At 62.1% G+C, this 17,930-nt stretch carries 16 protein-coding genes; 3 read left to right on the top strand and 13 right to left on the bottom strand.

Going from position 1 to position 17,930, the window contains the following annotated elements; all coding sequences use genetic code 11:
* The 8 genes from glyA to VG320_RS21615 all read right to left on the bottom strand — a co-directional run.
* Positions 1-947 (bottom strand): serine hydroxymethyltransferase (gene glyA / locus VG320_RS21650; protein WP_327202115.1); only part of this gene is annotated, 947 nt, incomplete at its 3' end.
* Between the two features lie 165 nt (positions 948-1,112).
* A complete protein-coding gene (locus VG320_RS21645) occupies positions 1,113-2,147 on the bottom strand; it encodes a GlxA family transcriptional regulator (protein ID WP_327202114.1) in 1,035 nt (344 codons plus the stop codon).
* A gap of 119 nt (positions 2,148-2,266) precedes the next feature.
* Entirely contained in the window at positions 2,267-2,992 is a 726-nt protein-coding gene (locus VG320_RS21640; RefSeq protein ID WP_327202113.1) for a GntR family transcriptional regulator, read from the bottom strand.
* Positions 2,993-3,092: 100 nt separating this feature from the next.
* The gene (yddG, locus tag VG320_RS21635; protein WP_327202112.1) at positions 3,093-4,040 is read right to left on the bottom strand and encodes an aromatic amino acid DMT transporter YddG; all 948 of its coding nucleotides are present in this window, start codon (positions 4,038-4,040) and stop codon (positions 3,093-3,095) included.
* Positions 4,041-4,106: 66 nt separating this feature from the next.
* The gene (locus VG320_RS21630) at positions 4,107-5,600 is read right to left on the bottom strand and encodes an aldehyde dehydrogenase (RefSeq protein ID WP_327202111.1); all 1,494 of its coding nucleotides are present in this window, start codon (positions 5,598-5,600) and stop codon (positions 4,107-4,109) included.
* Positions 5,600-6,508, bottom strand: coding sequence for a dihydrodipicolinate synthase family protein (locus tag VG320_RS21625; protein WP_327202110.1), 909 nt, complete (start codon positions 6,506-6,508; stop codon positions 5,600-5,602). The genes VG320_RS21630 and VG320_RS21625 overlap by 1 nt, the downstream gene beginning before the upstream one ends.
* 32 nt (positions 6,509-6,540) lie before the next feature.
* Positions 6,541-7,872, bottom strand: coding sequence for an MFS transporter (locus tag VG320_RS21620; protein WP_327202109.1), 1,332 nt, complete (start codon positions 7,870-7,872; stop codon positions 6,541-6,543).
* Between the two features lie 159 nt (positions 7,873-8,031).
* Positions 8,032-9,351: an FAD-binding oxidoreductase gene (locus tag VG320_RS21615; protein ID WP_327202108.1), complete on the bottom strand. Its 1,320-nt coding sequence runs from the start codon at positions 9,349-9,351 to the stop codon at positions 8,032-8,034.
* Positions 9,352-9,717: 366 nt separating this feature from the next.
* On the opposite strand from VG320_RS21615, the gene VG320_RS21610 reads away from it, so the two are divergent.
* Positions 9,718-11,175: an amino acid permease gene (locus VG320_RS21610; protein ID WP_327202107.1), complete on the top strand. Its 1,458-nt coding sequence runs from the start codon at positions 9,718-9,720 to the stop codon at positions 11,173-11,175.
* A gap of 23 nt (positions 11,176-11,198) precedes the next feature.
* On the opposite strand, the gene VG320_RS21605 is transcribed toward VG320_RS21610, so the two are convergent.
* Positions 11,199-11,678, bottom strand: a complete 480-nt coding sequence (locus tag VG320_RS21605) for a hypothetical protein (protein WP_327202106.1) — start codon at positions 11,676-11,678, stop codon at positions 11,199-11,201.
* 232 nt (positions 11,679-11,910) lie between these two features.
* A complete protein-coding gene (gene flhC, locus VG320_RS21600) occupies positions 11,911-12,510 on the bottom strand; it encodes a flagellar transcriptional regulator FlhC (RefSeq protein WP_327202105.1) in 600 nt (199 codons plus the stop codon).
* A 539-nt stretch (positions 12,511-13,049) separates the two neighbouring features.
* Here flhC and VG320_RS21595 point away from each other — a divergent pair.
* A complete protein-coding gene (locus VG320_RS21595; RefSeq protein WP_327202104.1) occupies positions 13,050-13,925 on the top strand; it encodes a tyrosine-protein phosphatase in 876 nt (291 codons plus the stop codon).
* 29 nt (positions 13,926-13,954) lie between these two features.
* Here VG320_RS21595 and VG320_RS21590 read toward each other — a convergent pair whose 3' ends face one another.
* The 3 genes from VG320_RS21590 to VG320_RS21580 form a co-directional block, all read right to left on the bottom strand.
* Positions 13,955-15,223, bottom strand: coding sequence for an ATP-binding protein (locus tag VG320_RS21590; protein ID WP_327202103.1), 1,269 nt, complete (start codon positions 15,221-15,223; stop codon positions 13,955-13,957).
* The gene (locus VG320_RS21585) at positions 15,220-15,972 is read right to left on the bottom strand and encodes a response regulator (protein ID WP_327202102.1); all 753 of its coding nucleotides are present in this window, start codon (positions 15,970-15,972) and stop codon (positions 15,220-15,222) included. Before VG320_RS21585 ends, VG320_RS21590 begins: the two co-directional genes overlap by 4 nt.
* A 102-nt stretch (positions 15,973-16,074) precedes the next feature.
* Positions 16,075-16,896 carry a hypothetical protein gene (locus VG320_RS21580; RefSeq protein ID WP_327202101.1) on the bottom strand — a complete coding sequence of 274 codons (822 nt, stop codon included), beginning with the start codon at positions 16,894-16,896 and terminating at the stop codon, positions 16,075-16,077.
* 416 nt (positions 16,897-17,312) lie between these two features.
* Here VG320_RS21580 and VG320_RS21575 point away from each other — a divergent pair, with 416 nt between their 5' ends.
* Entirely contained in the window at positions 17,313-17,885 is a 573-nt protein-coding gene (locus VG320_RS21575) for a hypothetical protein (protein ID WP_327202100.1), read from the top strand.
* The last annotated feature ends 45 nt before the right edge of the window (positions 17,886-17,930 follow it).

Below are 17,930 nucleotides of genomic sequence, written 5' to 3'. Positions count from 1 at the left end.
ACGTGGCTTTCCGTGCGGCCCGAAACAATGCGCAGGCCGCGCTTGACCAGCGTTTCAGCCAGCACGCGGGCGTTCTCGACCACTTGCTGCTGGTAGGTCTTGAATTCCGGCGATGCCGCTTCCTTGAACGCCACTGCCTTGCCGGCGATCACATGCATCAGCGGGCCGCCCTGGATGCCGGGGAAGATCGCCGAGTTGATGGCCTTTTCATGCTCGGCCTTCATCAGGATCACGCCGCCGCGCGGGCCACGCAGGCTCTTGTGCGTGGTCGTGGTGACGAAGTCGGCGTGCGGCACCGGGTTCGGGTAGACGCCCGCGGCGATCAGGCCCGCGTAGTGCGCCATGTCGACCATGAAGTACGCGCCCACGGCCTTCGCAACCTTGGCGATACGTTCGAAGTCGATGCGCAGCGCGAATGCCGATGCGCCCGCGATGATGAGCTTCGGCTTGGTTTCGTGCGCGCGCTTTTCGAGCGCTTCGTAATCGATGTCTTCGTTCGCGTCCAGACCGTAGCTGACGACGTTGAACCACTTGCCGCTCATGTTCAGCGCCATGCCGTGCGTGAGGTGACCGCCTTCGGCCAGGCTCATGCCCATGATGGTGTCGCCCGGCTTGAGCACGGCGAAGAACACGCCCTGGTTGGCCTGCGAACCCGAATTCGGCTGCACGTTGGCGGCTTCGGCGCCAAACAGTGCCTTCACGCGGTCGATCGCGAGCTGCTCGACGATGTCGACGTTTTCGCAGCCGCCGTAGTAACGCTTGCCGGGATAGCCTTCGGCGTACTTGTTGGTGAGCTGCGAACCCTGCGCGGCCATCACGGCGGGCGAGGTGTAGTTTTCCGACGCGATCAGTTCGATGTGATCTTCCTGACGGCGGTTCTCGAGTTCGATCGCGGCGAACAGTTCGGGATCGACTTTGGCGATGGTTGAGACGGCTCGTTTGAACATGTCTTTTCCGGATTCAGTGTGCAGGGCCGCAGCGGATTGCGGCGATGTCGGCAGGTTGGGCTCTCAGGTTCCAGCGCTGTCCCAGGTGCGCGGTGATTCGCAGCCATTTAAAAACAAGTCCAACCGGCGCGATAGAACGTTTGCGACAATCGGCAGGGATTGCGCTTAGCCCTCACATGCAGCGGGCTCGTCGACAAGCGGTTGCGCGATTCGATACGCACTGGGCGATGCATCGAACTCCTTACGAAATTCCCGTCCAAGATGCGAGGCGTCGGAGAAGCCGCACGACATGGCGATATCGGCAACGGTCCGGTCGGAGCCGGTCAGCATCCACGCGGCCATGCGCACGCGCATCAGGCGGCCATATACGTTGGGGGATTTGCCGGTCTCGGCGATGAACAATCTTTCGAGTTGCCGCACCGAGGTATCCACGCGCCGTGCCAGTTCGGTCAGCGGCAGCGGATTCGCGATGTGCTGCTCCATGATGAGGATGGCGCGTCGCACCTTGGGGTGAGAGGCAGGATCGAGGCCCGGCGGGTATGGCTGGGGCGCGTTGCCGCGTTGAGCGTCGTCGACGATCAGGATGCGCTGCGCTTTCTGGACGATGGCGGCATCCAGGTGTCGCAAAAGAATTGCGGCGGCGACGTCGATGGACGCGCGTCCGCCCGAGCAGGTGATGCGCCGCCGGTCAATCACGAACAGCCGGTCTGCGATCAGGCTGGATTCGGGAATGGCGGGAAAGCGCTCGACAAAATCCCAATAGTGAAACCAGCTCACGCAGATGCGATAGCCTTCCATGACGCCGGCGCGGGCCAGCGCGAAAGCGCCGGTGCAGATGCCCACGAGCGTTGCACCGCTTGCCGCGGCGGTGCGGATAAAGCGTAGCGTTGCTTCGCCGGCAGACGGCCCGGAATGGAGCAAACCGCCCACGACCAGCAGATAGTCGAAGTTGCCAGCATCGTCGAAGGTTGCCCACGGCGTCACCTGAATGCCGCAACTCGCGCGAATTGGGGCGAGCGATTCCGCAACGATCGTCCAGCTGCATCGCACGGGGCGGCTCATATCGCCTTCGTCGCTGGCCAGACGCAGCAGATCGACGAATCCTGAAAACGCCGTGAGCGTGAAATTGGGCAGCAGGACGATGCCGAAGCGAATCGGCTGTCGCGATTCCGTCTGGTCAGGAAAGGTCAGGTGATGCATGAAAATAAGGGATAAACGACGATGCCGGGGAATTGCATTTCAGTTCGTAATCCTATGTTTGTATTGCATGGCAATTGCAGGAAATAAACCGGCGCATGAACGCGCCGGTTGCCAACGAATCAGGCAAGACTCAGCGGCACTTCCAGCCCTTCCGGAATGGCGTAGTCCGTCATGTGACGGCGCGACAGTTCCCAGTGCGCTCGCACCAGTTCGCCCGCGCGTTCCGTGTCGCGGCGCTCGATGGCGTCGATGATTTCGTCATGCTGATCCGCCGCCTGATGCATTTCATGCTGCATGTTTTCGCTGGCGGGGTAGCGATAAAACGTCTTGCCAAGGCGTGCGTGGTCGATCAACAGGCGGCGCAGACTGGGCATCAAATAATCGTTCTGCGCCATATTGCCGATTTCGAGGTGAAACTGGTCGTTATAGAAAACCCGATTTTCCACGTCGTGCGCGTCGATGGCCTGGCGGAAGCACTTCTGGATTTCACGCAGCTTCGCCACGTCGGCAGAGGTGGCGTTGGCCGCCGCGAGTTGCGTCGTCGCGACATAAATGAGCGGCGCGGCCAGGAAGAAGCTGCGCAGCGAGTGGTAATTCATCGACGAAACCCGCGCGGCGCGATTGGCTTCCAGTTCGATATAGCCCTCGGCGGCCATCTGGCGCATGAGTTCGCGCACGGGAGGGCGCGACAGGCCGAATTCGTCGCACAGGGCCAGTTCGTCCACTACCGCGCCCGGCTTCATCTCCATGCTGACGATGCGGCGGCGCAAGGTTTCGGCTAGTACGGCCTTGCGGTCGAGGGGGGCGTTGCTGTCGATCGGGGATTCGTCGGGGTTCGTTTTCATCGGGATTCTCTGTCTACCTTTTGTGTACTATAAATCGCCGAATGAAAAACCACCACAAGGCGCGCTGGACGGGCGTCGCCCGGCCGCCTGCCCGTGACGGTCAGACTCGCTCCCCAATTCGTTTGGAAGCGGTTTGCGCCGGCTTCGGCGCAGCCTTTCCCGTGCCACGAGAGCGGGTGGCGATCCAGCAAAGAATCGATCCAGCGCAGACCATCATCGCGCCATGCCAGAACGCGTCGGAAAGTGGCGCGTGCAGCAACGTGGCCGCAAGCGCCGCGGAAATCACGGGGATGAAATACGAAGCGCCGGCGAGCACCGTTGCGTTGCCGTGCAAAATGCCGATGTTCCAGGCCGCGTAGCCGAAGCCCATCGCCGCGGCGGCCAGCAGCAGATAAATCATCGCGTGCATGTCGAAGCTCATCGCGCCGCCGCCCTCGATCGCATATTTGAGCCAGAGCACGATGGACACGAGCATGAAGAACGGCGTGACGCCGTTCTTGCCGTTGGCGATGCGCGCCGTCACCGTGCAGTACGCCGCCCAGATCAACGCGCCGCTGAAGGCCAGACCGTAGCTCAGCGGATTATCCTTGACGTTCGCCAGCATGCCCGCGAGATCGATGCCCTGATCGCCGCCAAGCACCCAGCCGATACCCATCATCGACAGCACAAAGCCGGGCACGACAAGCAAATTGGCCTTCTGCTTGTTGAACACGATGGCCGACACCAGCGTGAAAGTCGGCCACAGGTAATTGACCATGCCGACTTCGATGGCCTGCCTGCCGTTATGGGCATACCCGATCGACAGCGAAAGACACAGTTCGTAGGCCACGAATAGCACGCTGCCCCAGATCAGGTAATTGCGCGGAAATTGCCTGAGCCTGGGGAAGCCTACGGTCAGCGCAAGAAAGACGGAGGCGACCGTGTACATCATGGCCGCGCCGCCGGTTGCGCCCAGACTTTCGCTGACGCCGCGAATCAGGGCGACGATCGATGCCCACAACATGATCGCAACCAGCCCTATGAGCGTGGCCGTATCCTTGCTTTTCATACCTCGAACCTGCTTTGATGATTCATATTCGCCAGCGTGCCTGCCGTGTTCTCTACGCGCTCATGCTCACGCCGGTACGTCGATCCAGATTGTTTTGATCTCGGTGTACTGGTCGTGCGCCCACACCGATTTGTCCCGCCCGCCAAAACCCGATTCCTTGTAGCCGCCGAACGGTGTCGTAATATCGCCTTCGCCGAAGCAATTGACCGTCACGACGCCCGCGCGAATTTCACGCGACAGGCGGATCGCATGGTTCAGGTTGCCCGTGTAGACCGAAGCGGCCAGACCATAGACCGAGTCGTTGGCCAGCTCGATGGCTTCGTCGATATCCCTGAAGGTCGTGACGGACAGCACCGGGCCGAAGATCTCCTCCTGAAACAGACGGCTCTTCGCGCCGACGCCATCCACCACGGTCGGCTCCACAAAAATCCCGCGCTCCGTGTCGCCGCCGAAAGCAACATGCAGTTGCTCCGTCTGCGCCTGCTCCAGATACGAGCGCACCTTCTCGAAGTGCGCCTTGCTGACCATTGCGCCGATACGGTGTTCCGGATCGAGCGGATCGCCCATCTTCCATTCGCGCATCTGCACGCCGATACGTTCGAGCAGGGCGTCCTTGATGTCGGCATGCACGATCAGACGCGAGGATGCCGAGCAGTTTTCGCCCATATTCCAGAACGCGCCGTTGACGACGTGCTGCGCGACGGCATCGAGGTCGTCCGCATCCTTGAGCACCACGGCCGGATTTTTGCCGCCGCACTCTAGCACAATGCGCTTGAGATTGGACTCGGCGGCATAGTGCAGGAAGCGTCGGCCCGTCGCGGTGGAGCCGGTGAAGCTCACCATATCGACGTCCATGTGCAGGCCCAAAGGCTCGCCCACTTCCTTGCCGCCGCCGGGCAACACGTTGAACACGCCCGCAGGCACGCCCGCTTCGTGCGCGAGTTGCGCCACGCGCAGCGCGGTGAGCGTGGTCTCCTTCGCGGGCTTCACGACGATGGAGCAGCCTGCCGCGAGTGACGGGCCGATTTTCCACGCCAGCATCAGCAGCGGGAAATTCCATGGCAGCACCAGACCGACCACGCCAATCGGCTCGCGCACCACCAGCGAGAGCGCGGCCGACCCGACCGGTGCGGTGGAATCGTAGATCTTGTCGATCAGTTCGGCATGCCAACGAATCGTATGGATCGTCTCGGGCACGTCGGTGTTCTGGCATTCGCGGATCGGCTTGCCGCTGTCAAGACTCTCCATGGTCGCCAGTTCGTGCGCGTGCACTTCGAGAAGATCGGCGAATTTGAGCAGGATCGATTTGCGGCGCGAGGGCGGCAGGTTGCGCCAGCGGCCATCCTGATACGCGGCTCGGGCGCTGGCGACCGCGCTATCGACATCGGCTGCGTTGCACGCGGAAATCTCCGCGAGCACTTCATCCGTGGCCGGGTTCGTGGTCGTGAACGTTTCGCCCGAAGCGGATGGCTGGAATTTGCCGTCAATAAAGGCCTGGGTTGGCAACTCCAGTTGCGCGGCCAGCGCGGCGTATTGCTGCGCAGAGAGCAGGTCGGCCATCAGTGCTGGCCTCTGGCAACCGATGCGACTTCGCGCTTGAGTTCGGCGACGATGGTTTGCAGGCGCGCTTTCTCGTCGTCGTTGAGGCCCTTGAGCGGTGCGCGCACGCCGCCGCTGCGCAGGCCGATGATTTCGCAGCCATGCTTGATCGACTGCACGAATTTGCCTTCTTCAAGGAAGTCCATGAGCGGCAGCATCGCGGACATGATGCGGCGGCCTTTGTCGAAATCCTTTTCGACGGCGCACGCCTGATAGAGCGCGATATGCTCGGCCGGCAGGAAGTTGGAGCCGGCGCAAACCCAGCTACGCGCGCCCCAGGCGAAGAACTCCAGCGCCTGATCGTCCCAGCCGCACGACACGGCCAGATTGGGGAATTCGCGCGCCAGCATGTGCAGTTGGCCCGTCTGGCCCGAGCTTTCCTTGATCGCGACGAAGTTCTTCGACGCTGCAGTCACAGTGCGGAAAAACTCGCGGCCCATCGACACGCTCATGCGGCCAGGGTAGTTGTACAGCATGACCGGCAGGTCTGCCGCGCGATCGATGGCGAGCGCGTGCTCAGCATTTTCCTGCTCGGTCGGCAGGGCATAGGGGGGCGAGCCGACGAGAATCGCGTCGGCCTTGATGGCCCTGGCGGCTTTCGCGTACTCGACCGAATCTTCCGTGCGCACAGCGCCCGTGCCGATAATCAGTGACGTGCGCGAGCCGATCACTTCTTTCGCGAGGCTGCCCAGATCGAAGCGCTCCTGCGCGGTGTGGGCGTAATACTCGCCCGTCGAGCCGCCGATGATAATGCCGTGCACGCCGGCTGCGATCAGCGATTCGAGTACGTCGGCAAAGGCCTTTTTGTCGATCTGGCCAGCGGCGTCGAGGGGCGTGATGGCGGGGGTATAGATGCCTTCGAAGTTCATGATGAGTGTTCCGTGAAAATAACCATGAGAGGTCAGTGATTGAGCGATGCGGCTTCCTGCAGGCTCAGCGAGCGCGTTTCCGGCGCGAGGGCAAGCGAGGCGGCCAGACCGACGAACGACACCGCGGCTGCCGCATACATGGTGTTGCCGATGCCAACGCTGTTGAGCGCGATGGGTACGAGCCACGTTCCGATCGCAGCGCCAATACGCGAAAGCGACGCGCCCATGCCTACTGCGAAGGCGCGAATATCAGTCGGGAAAATTTCGTTGGGGTACACGAGTTGCAGCACCTGCGCGCCGCCGATCAACACCGCATACGCGCCGAACAGCACGAGAATCAGAATTGCCGCGCCGTTCGAGCAGGCGCCCAGAGCGAGCAGTGCGAGCGCCGACCACAGGAAGCTGTGGATTACCATCGCGCGGCGACCGATCACATTGATGATGCGTGTGGCGATGATGCAGCCGACCACGAACAGCAACGTGATGGCGACCGAGCCAAACGACTCCCACCGACCGGTCAGATTGAGCGCTTCGAGCACGCGCGGCGCGAACGAATAGACCGCGAACACCGGAATCACCGAGCAGCTCCAGAACACCGTGACGAACAACATGCGTTTGCCATAACCGGAGTGCAGCAGCGCCCACAGCGAGACCTTCTTTTCAGCGGTTTCCTCGGGCAGATTCTTCAGCGAGAACGACGGACCGTAGACCTTTTTGATGATGGCATCGGCTTCGGCGCGGCGGCCTTTGCTGAGCAGCCAGCGCGGCGATTCAGGCGTGCCGATGCGCACGACGAACAGCGCGAGACCGATCACGGCGGGACTCGCCAGCACCCAGCGCCACGCGTCGGGCGCGCCGCTGCCCAGAATCAGATTGCCGACGATATAAGCGAGCGCCGCGCCAAGGAACCAGATGATCGTCAGCATCGCCAGACGCGGGCCGCGGTACTTGCGCGGCATGAATTCGACCAGCAGCGAACCGGCCACGGGATATTCGATGCCCACGCCAATGCCAATCAGAAAACGCAGCACGAAAAGCGCCTCGCCGGAGTGCACCCAGAGTTGCGCGAGCGAACACACGAAAAAGATGACTGGCCCGAAAAAATAAGGCTTCTGGCGGCCGAGCCGGTCGGACAACCAGCCGCCCGCAAAGCCACCCACAAAGATGCCGATGAGCGCCGAAGCGGCCACCATGCCTTCCCAGAAGCTCGTCAAACCGAGCGCGGCGGAAAACTGCACCATCGCCACGCCGATGATGCTCAGGACATAGCCATCCATGAGCCAGCCACCGCTCGAACGGATGGTCAGCAACTGATGGAACCCATTGAGCGGGACGTCCTCGATGGATACATGATTGTTCGACATTGCCAGTCTCCTTCCATGAAATGGGACGCTATGTTTCGTGGTCCGAACCACGTTCGCTGCGTCCTGTACTTCGTATGAGATGCGATCGGTCTGTCTACGTCCATGCCGATTTATCGCGTTCCATCGCAGTCGATTTGCGAATCAGTTGAACCGGTTGAATCAGCTCTCCAGTCCTGCCTTGCGTTGCCCCCACCAGAGCGTTGCGTTGACGCCCATGGAGAGGAACGGCTCGGGGGGCGCCTTGTTCGGCCCGGAGGTTTCAAGCAGGAAATTCGTCAGTTCATTGGGCTTGCCGGCAAGCCAGTCGGCCAGCAGCGTGCCGGTCACCGTGCCGCGCGTGATGCCCAGGCCGTTGCAGCACAGCGCGCCATAAACGTTGGGTGCGAGTTGCCCGAAAAAGCCCTTGTGGTTTTGCGAGAGTGCGAGCGAGCCGCTCCAGGTGTATTCGAAATCGACTTGCGGCAGCATCGGGAAGCGCCGTTCGAACGACAGGCGATGGCGGTCCGCGAAGCGGGCGAGGTATTGCTCCTTGGGACGGCCGTCTGGATTGAACGAAAAACTGTTGCGCACCAGGATGCGGTTGTCGTGCGTGCGGCGCAGCGTGCTGCCGAACGGATCGGCGGGAATCACGCCCCAGAACGGCTTGCCGCCCAGTTCGGCCTGCTCGGACGCCGTCAGCGCTCGCGAGAGGCTAGCGTAGAGAAACACCGGCAGCATCGTGCGCTCAAGAAAGCCGAAGCGCATGCCGAACGCGTTATTCGCCAGCACCAGCTTGTCGGCCACGATGCGGCCATTGCGATGCGCCAGTACGATTTTCTCGCCGTATTCCACCTCGGTGATCGGTGTTTTTTCGTACAGCTTAACGTTGGGCGGAAGGCAATCGGCTAGACCTTTCACGAGGCCAGAAGGCTGTACCAGCACCGTGCCCGGCGTAAACAACGCCTTGCGATAGAACGACGTGCCGATATGCTCCGGCAGCGCCTTGCCATCGATCACTTCATACGGCTGGCCCAGCTTGTCGAGGCCACGGCGATAGGCGTCGAGCACGGCCACGCCGCGCTCTTCCACGGCCGCCTGATATTTGCCGCAAGCGCTCATATGGCAATCGATGCCGTGCTCGCTGACCAGCTCGCGCAGGATGGTCTGGCCGAGCAGGTTGAGCTTGAGCGTGGTCTTTGCCGTGTCGATGTCGCCGATGTAATCGTCCGCGCCGATGTCGTGCGGCAGATCGATCGCGAAACCGGCATTGCGCCCGGAAGTGCCATAGCCCACTTCCTGGGCTTCGACCAGCACGACTTCATCGTCGGGGAAATTCAGGGCGAGCTGCCGGGCTGCGGCAAGTCCCGTGAAACCGGCGCCGATCACGGCCCAGCGGGCTTTCGTTTCGCCCGTGTGGCCGGCCTTGGGTGTGCGCGCGCGACTCGTGTGATACCAGCCACACATCCTGTCGTCCGCGGGGAGCGAGGTAACCGTTTGCATTTTTAATTCCAATCAAACCCACTACACCTTCGGGCGATTGCGCATCAGCTTCATGCGCCGTCCTTCGGGCCCATACAGCGCGACGGCGTCTTCCAGACCGTCGGTTGGCGTCCGGTATTCCGACGTCAAACATCGATGTATACAAATTGTAGACGGAGTATAGGTTTGAATTAGACGGAGCAAAAATAAGGGTTTACGAGCTGGGTTGGCGCAGGGGTACGGTGGAGCGGGGCGGACGGCGCAGGGCTGTCGCAACCGTTATACGGACGGTCGGAACGGTTCTATATCGGCCGTTTTTGGCTCCGGATGATGAAAGCGATCAGACGAATGTCTGACGATGTCCCCGAAAAACACGGAGGAAGACAGATGCGACAGATTGATGGGCAACCTGGCTTGATCGATGGCGCAACCGCCGGTTTCGAAAATGCCGGGCCGCGCGCTGGCGCAGGCCCGGCTTCGCACCGGCTGGCCGATGGCCTCAAGCAGCGGCATGTCGTGATGCTTTCGATCGGCGGCAGCATCGGCGCGGGACTCTTCGTCGGTTCGGGGCACGCGATTGCCGAAGCGGGACCGGCCGCCGTGCTCGCCTATGTGTTCGGCAGCCTGCTGGTCGTCACGGTGATGCGCATGCTCGGCGAGATGGCCTGCGCCATGCCCGATTCCGGATCGTTTTCTACCTATGCGGACAAGGCGATCGGCTCATGGGCCGGCTTCACGATCGGCTGGATGTACTGGTGGTTCTGGGTGCTGGTGGTGCCGCTGGAAGCGACCGCCGCCGCTCATATCCTGAACGGCTGGGTGCCCGATGTGCCGGTCTGGCAGCTTTCCGTGCTGGTGACGGCGGCGCTCACTGTCGCCAATCTTGCGAGTGTGAAGAACTACGGCGAACTGGAGTTCTGGTTCGCGATTATCAAGGTGAGCGGCATTGTGCTCTTCATCGGCTGCGGCATTGCCGCGATTTCAGGCCTGCTGCCGTCTGTGCGTGTCGCGCCGTGGCAAACCATGACTGCACACGGGGGCTTTATTCCGCGCGGCATGGCGCCGATCGTCGGCGCGTTGTTGACGACGATGTTTACGTTCCTAGGCACCGAAGTGGTCACGATTGCCGCTGCTGAATCGGAAAACCCCGCCAGAGAAATTGGCCGCGCGATTACGTCGGTGGTGTGGCGTATTTCGCTTTTCTACATCGGCTCGGTGCTGGTCATCATCTGCACGGTGCCATGGAACGATCCCGATCTGACTCGCCTGGGTGCGTATCAAGCCGTGCTGCGCAGCTTCCACATTCCCTATGCACAACTGATTACTGATGGCCTGATTCTGGTCGCGGTCGGTAGCTGCCTGAATTCAGCGCTCTACACGGCGTCGCGCATGATGTATTCGCTGGGACGCAGAAGTCAGGCGCCGCGCTTTGTTACGCGCACGACCGCCAACGGCGTACCGGCGCGCGCGGTGATGGCGTCGAGTCTCGTGGCGTTTCTGGCTTGCGGGGCAAATTATCTGGCGCCCAAGTATGTTTTCGATGCCTTGCTGTCGACGACGGGCGCGATCGCCTTGCTCGTGTATCTCGTGATTGCCGTCAGCCAGTTGCGCCTGCACAGGCGCCTGGTTGCCGCCGGGCCGTTGAAGGTGAGGATGTGGCTGCATCCGTTCCTCGGCGTGCTGGTGGTGCTGCTGATTGGCGGCGCCTTCGTGGTGATGGTGCTCAGCGAAGATCACCGGCGCGAGGTGGTTGCCACGCTTGGCTGCTGCGCGGCGCTCGCTGCAGTGGGTTATCTTCGCCAGCGTCGTTTTCTGGCGAAGCATCCCACGCAGCGACTGCTCTGAAATGAGGCGGCGATTCGCCTCGTTCAGATAAAGATCGAAATCAGGCCGCCGATGGTGATGCCCGCGGCAAGCCATCGGCCGATCGAATAAGCGTGGTTGGGGTCGGGCGGCTGGTCGGGCCGCGCCAGCCCCAGCGCACCATAGACCAGCGAGCGCATTGGCTGCGCGTTCGCCTGTTCCATGCTCTCTCCAGCATCGCTTGACGGGTCGGTTGACGCGGCCGTGGTTGCGTCGGTCGTTGCGTCAGCTGTTGCGTCAGTCGATGTGTCTGTTGCAGCGTCGGTGGAAGCATCGGTCGATGTGTCCGTCGATGCGTCATCCGACGCCGCAGCGTAACCCTGCGGTGAAATTTCCACCGCATCGTCCTGCGTCGCTGGCGCGCCAGTGCCACTCGCGTCTGTTTTTGCTACCCCGTTTTGTGTGGTGGTCGTGACATCCGCGTGACTGTTGCGGGTGTACGCGGCGCCGTCGCCCGCGGTCGTCGCCAAACTGCCGATTTCCATTTTTCACCTCTTCTAATTCATCGCTTTATCGCGACGCCCCGATATTCCCATGCCGGAGCGCCACAGTGCCTCGCGAATAAGGCATGGAAATGCACGATATTCCGAGCGGCATCGTCAATCGATCAGGATGGCGAATCAGTGTGCGGTCCAGGCGCGGGCGCCATTCGCGCCGCGCTGGACGACGTGGAATACAGCGACGTGTAGAGCCGCGTGTGTCGATCGGGCGAGGAGATCAGGCCGCGTGAGGCGTGGGCAGCAGCGCCATATCCGTGCCGGCACGCGAATTCGCGGCGCTTTCCAGACTGCGGCTCTCCAGCACGGCGCGGGTTACGCCCGCGCGCGAGGGCGGCGCGCAGACGCAACAGGTGTAGGGCTTGTTGGCTTCGCGCACCGGGCGCACAAAACGGCCTGTACAGGTGCCGCAACGCGTCAGGGTCAGCAGGCCGCCTTCGAAAAAGCGCAGCAGCGTCCACGCGCGCGTGAAGCTCAGCACGCGTTCGGTTTCTGCACAGTCGCAATGTTCGAGATAGAGCCGGTACGCCCGCGTGAGCGCGTCGAGCCGGCTGCATTTCGCCTCATCCCGGAGATACAGGAAGATGTTGTAGAACAGCGAGGCGTGAATATTGGGCAGCCATGTGAAATACCAGTCTGCCGAAAACGGCAGCATGCCCTTGGGTGGCGATGCATCCTTGAGCTCGCGATAGAGCCTGATCAAACGATTGCGCGAAAGATTGAGCTCTTTTTCCAGTACCGGCATGCGTGCGCCAAGCTGGATCAGTTCGATCGCGCGCATGACCTCGCGCGCCTCTTCTGTGACACTGCCTTTGTACATGACGTTGCACTCCCATGGGCAATAGTCCGCTGCCGCGACAGCGTGGCGTCCATGCCTGAATTTCACGGGCGATTATAGAAGCGGCAGATTGAGCGTCAAGAATAATATTTTGGAAGTAATTGGAAGTTTCGTTAATGAAATCAAGGGGTTTTCGCTTCGTCCCAAGCCCACTAAGGCGCGAGCAAACAAGGTGTTTCATGCAAACTTTCCGGGTCTGCCGAATTGGAAAGGAATAGAAATAATTGTGTGCGAAAACGCCCGTGACGCGGCCTTTATGACGCGGCATGATGTCGCCGCCCGGCGTTTGCGGCGCAATGCAAGGTAATACGGATTATTACGGAGTCTTGCGATGTAACCTTTTTAGTCCCGTCTGCCGGTAAACTTCAGCTTTCCAATTTTTACGCGTGTGGCATGAAATGCATGGCCGCCGCGTGCTCGCCGGAACGCGAGCACCCCTCACTCGCTTTCTATCAATGACGCTTCCTTTCTCCGCCAGTTCTCCTTCGTTCAGACACTTGCGCAAAGGTTTGCAGGGCGCCATGTCCAGTGGCATCACACCTGCCGCGCGCGGCGCCGCAGGGACGCTGGCCAGCCCGCCGCGCCGCCGGCTGCTAAAGGGCACGATGAGCGTGCTGGCGCTGGGTGGTTGCGCCAGCACGCTTTTGAGCGCATGTGGCGGGGACTATTCGGATGGCACGGGGCCGCAGTTCGCGCCCACGCCCGTGGTGAATTCGGTTGCGAATTTCCGCGACATTGGCGGCGCGTCGCCCGGTTATTCGACGAGCGACGGCGCGCACGTGCGTCGCGCACTGTTGTATCGCTCCGACGCGCTCACGCCCAATACGACGGATGCGGTGACGCTCGAGCGCATGGCGTTCGCCTGCGTCTACGATCTGCGCACGCCCGCCGAGAACGACAGCACGCCCGATATCATGCTGACGAGTGCGAACCGCGTCTCGCTCAACGTGCTGGGCGAGCCCACGCCGCGCTCATTCGCGGGCTATTCGGCGAATGAGCTGGATGCGGCGATGCAGGCGCAATGGCGCGAACTGGTGACGGGGCGTATGCAATGCATCGCCTACGGCTCGCTGCTCGAACAAATTGCTCAGGCGCCGGGGCCGCAATTGATCGTTGGCGGTAACGGAGTCGATGTGGCGGGCTGGGCGTCGGCGCTGCTGTTGCTGATCGCGAACGTGCCGCTCGAAATCGTCGTGCAGGATTTTCTTCTGACGAATGCGTGGCGCTCGAGCGCGATCGATTCGCAGAATCTCACGCCGCCCGTGCAGGCGAGTTATCTGCAGGCCGCCTGCGATGCCTTGCAATCAAGCTTCGGCGATATCAATCGTTACCTGCAGAACGGCCTGGGTCTCGATTCGGTGACAGTGGGGCGCTTGCGCGGCCGCCTCGTGGTGTAAGTGAGCAGGGGGACTGCAGGAGAGGGCGCTTAGAGCGCGGGCAGCGCGATGCGCACGCGCAGGCCGCCTTCGGGGTGATTAGATAGATCGCACTGGCCGCCCTGATTGCGCACCAGACGCGTGATGATCGCGAGTCCCAGGCCGCAATGGCCTTCGCCGCCGCGCGCTTCGTCCAGGCGCACGAATGGTTTGATCGCCGCCGCCACGCGGTCGGCGGGAATACCTGGGCCGTGGTCGCGTACTTCGATAATCCATTGCGCGCCTTCGCGGCGCGTCGCGATCTCTACAGGCGGCACGCCGTGTTCGAGCGCGTTATCGACGAGGTTCGAAATCAGCCGGTCCAGCAAGGTGCGCGGCATGCGGAACGCCGGCCCCGCGCGCAGATCGAGCCTGAAAAGCACGTCTTCGTCGCTGCCGGTGTCGGAATAATATTGCTCGCGCAGCAGCGCATCCACTTCCACTTCAGGCCCGGATTCGGGCCGCTGGCGCGCGAATTCCAGAAACTGCTGGACGATGTCGTTGAGTGAATCGACTTCGCGATAAAGCTGCTGGCGTTCGAGGTCGGAGCCCAGCATCGACGCGCGCAGTTTGATACGCGTAAGCGGCGATTTCAGGTCGTGCGCGACGCCGGCCAGCATGACGGCCTGATCGTCGTCGGCTTCGTTGAGCTGCTTCATCATGCGGTTGAACGAGCCAATCAACTCACGCAGTTCGCGCGGCCCCTGTTCGTTCACCGGCTCGGGCCGATGACCGCCGCCGAACGCGCGCGCCGCCTGCGCGACGAGCGAGAGCGGACGCTGCATCTGCCACACGGCGAGCAGCGCGACCAGCAGCGACATGGCGAGCAGGCCAGCGGCAACCGGCAGAATGTTGGGCGGCGGCGGCAGATCGACGGGCGCGACGATCCACGTGGGGTGGCCCGTAAAGCGCACCCATAACGCGCCGCCGCGCTGATGGCGCATATCCGCGAGAATTTCGGTGCCTGCCGGCAGATCCCGCAGCAACTGCTTGCGCAGATCCGCGAGCGGCTCGCGCGTGGGCACTTCGAGATTCACATCGGCGGGCATGTTCCAGGTGGGCACGAGATGCACGCGCAACGCCGGCGCCAGTTCCACTTCATTGGGCGCGGAGCCGTTGGCGGCGTGCAGCATCAGCAGCAGACCGCGCTCGAAACCCTCGACCTCATGGCGGCGTGGCTGCGGCGCGAATATGACGAACCAGCATGCCTGCACGATAAACAGCACGAGCGCCGACATCAGGGCCATGCGCCCAAACAGCGTATTCAACGGATTGTTCATGAACCGGCGTGTGCAGCATCGGCCACGCCGTTGCTATCGATATCGTCTTCGCGCAGCGGCACGAACACATAACCCTTGCCGCGCACGGTCTGCACGAAACGCGGCTGTGCGGGATCGTCTTCGATCACACGGCGCAGACGCCAGATCGGCACGTCCAGGCTGCGGTCGTTGAACGGCACGCCGTCTTCGCGCAGCAGATCGTGGATCAGCACGCGCGAGAGTACGCGGTAGGGGTTGCGCGCGAAAATCTTCAGGAGAGCGAAGATGCTGTCGCGTAGCGGCACGCGCTCGCCCTCGCGCAGCAGCGCACGTGTGGCGAAGTCCAGTTCGAACGGACCGAACTGGCAGCGCTCGCGCGCTTCCGGTGCGCTAGGCGGCACGGCGCCATGACGGCGCAGCACCGTCTGGATGCGTAGCAGCAGTTCCTGCGGATCGAAGGGCTTGGCGACATAGTCGTCCGCGCCGAGCGTGAGCCCGGCGATGCGGTCAGTCACCGCGCCGCGCGCGGAGGCGAAGATCACCGGAATGTCGTCGCCTTGCGCGCGCAACGCGGCAAGCGTGCGCAGCCCGTCGGTGCCCGGCATCATGACATCGAGCACGATGACCGAAGGCCGTTCGAGCTCGAGCCGCCGCGCGAGGTGGGTGCCCTCGTGCAGGACCGATGTCTGGAAGCCGTGGGTTCGCAGGAAGCGGGAAAGAAGATCGCGCACGACCGGATCGTCGTCGACGATGAGAACGTGTGGACTCATCGTGAAATTTTATTTGATGTCGACGTTTCGATGAATAGCACCGGTGTGACTAATTCTTACCTTCGCTTACAAACGGGCCACAACAGCGGCATGTCCGGTTGTTTACTTCACCGCGACAGCGGCTTCCTGAACCGGCGTTTGCGCAGCCGTCTTTGCATCCGGGGTCGCACCCGATACCTGTTTGACGGGCTTGTCCTTCGCCTGTGCGATGACTTCGTCGATCGACGCCACGCTCGTTGCGTTCGCAATCGCCTTGCTCGACGCGGCGTTGGCCTGCGCATTCGATGCGGACGGCGCCGGCACGGCGGCAGGAATGTGCTTGGCGAGTGCGTCGGCGATGCGCTTCTGGCGCGCGTCGGCGGCGACGCCGCTCGGCATCTTGCGCAGACGCAGCGCTTCGGCGTTGGCTTCGGCGTCGTTGTGCTTTGCGTCGTCGTGTTTAGCGTCGGTGCGCTTGACGGCGGGCTCGATACCCTTCATTTCCAGCACGGCGTCACGCGCGGTCGGCGCCAGATGCTGATCGGCGACGCCATCCTTCACGCGTTGCACGGTGGCTTGCTGGCCGTGTTTGTAATCGCCTTCGAGTTCGGCGATGCGGCGGTTATACCAGTCCGTCACGCAAGCCTTGTCCTTGCAATTGTGCTGGCGCCATTGCCATTGCGTGACGCGATCGGCTTCGAGCGCGGTGGCGTCCGGCGTGGCGTCGACCGCTGTTTTATAGAGCGCGGCGAGCTTGTCGTCGAGCGCAGACAGCGTCGGGTCGGTGCAGACGATGCGCTCCGACGCCGAGGCGTTGTGCGGGCAATGGAAGCTTGCCGCCTGCGCTGCGCTCGAAACGGCGAGCGTAGCGAACAGTGCGAGCGCGGCGGCGCTGAGGCCGCGAGGCAGGAAAGATTCGGCGCGGTTGGTCAGTTCTCGGTTCATGGCGGACACGATGATGTTGAAATGGCAGGGGACGACAGGCGGCTCGTCCGGCGTCGCCACGGCGCACTGCGCCGCAAGGAAAACGATAGCGCAGCGTCCTCAACACAAAGCCTCGCTCAACGGGGCGATTGCTGAATCGCTTACGAATCATTTCAAATGGGGTGTGAGTGGTAAGAGATGAAGTGTGTGTTTCGCTTGCGATACCGTGCCGGATAACGCACGCAACGCCAACGCGGCGCAAAACTGCTTACTTCAGGGGAGATTTGCGAAGAACTGGGAAGCCACTTTCAACATTGGCCGATATCTGCGCCATCGCTTATCGCCCGTTGCCGCGATGATGCACGTCGAGTCCTGCCGTCCGCGCCACATCAATGCGCGCGCCGTGCAGCCCATCGACGCGTTCTGCCTCTGCCGCCATGCTCAACGTTATCCGCTCCTCACTTTGCGTCGTCGCGCTCGCCGCGCCGCTCGCACTCAATGGCTGCGCGTGGACGCTGATCACGGCCGCCGACGCCACCGGTTCGGTGATTCAGGCCGGTTACGCGGTCGCCTCGAATTACTCGTCGCCGAAATTCGTGACGGGACGGCCCGTGAATCTCACCGACGTCTGCATCGAAATCAATCCGATGGTGACGGCCGCCGATTTCGTGCCCTCGCTGCAATATGCGCTCGCGCAGCGCGGCGTGCGCTCGGATCTCTATAGTCCCGGCACGGAGCCGGCCAATTGCGCGGGCAGGCTGGTCTATAACGCGTCGATCGAATTTGGCCGCCCGACCTTTAGCGACGACAGCAAGGCCTATCTTTCCACCATCAATATGACGATCTTCCTGCATAACCGTATCGCCGTGACGGCGCGCTACGAGGTGCACGGACTGAGTACGGACCGCTATTCCAGCGCGACTGTGAAGCTTCAGGGCCTGATCGACAGCATGGTGGTGGATCAGACGCGCCTCGCGAGCACATTCGAGCAGGCTTCGAGCGGCCAGTAATCTTTCTCGCCGCGTAATTCAGGAAAGGAATGGGAAGGTAAGGGG

Origin of the sequence: Paraburkholderia sp. (genome assembly GCF_035948235.1) — a bacterium.
In the GTDB taxonomy this organism is placed as follows: Bacteria; Pseudomonadota; Gammaproteobacteria; order Burkholderiales; family Burkholderiaceae; genus Paraburkholderia.
This window is presented reverse-complemented; position numbering and strand designations above follow the sequence as displayed.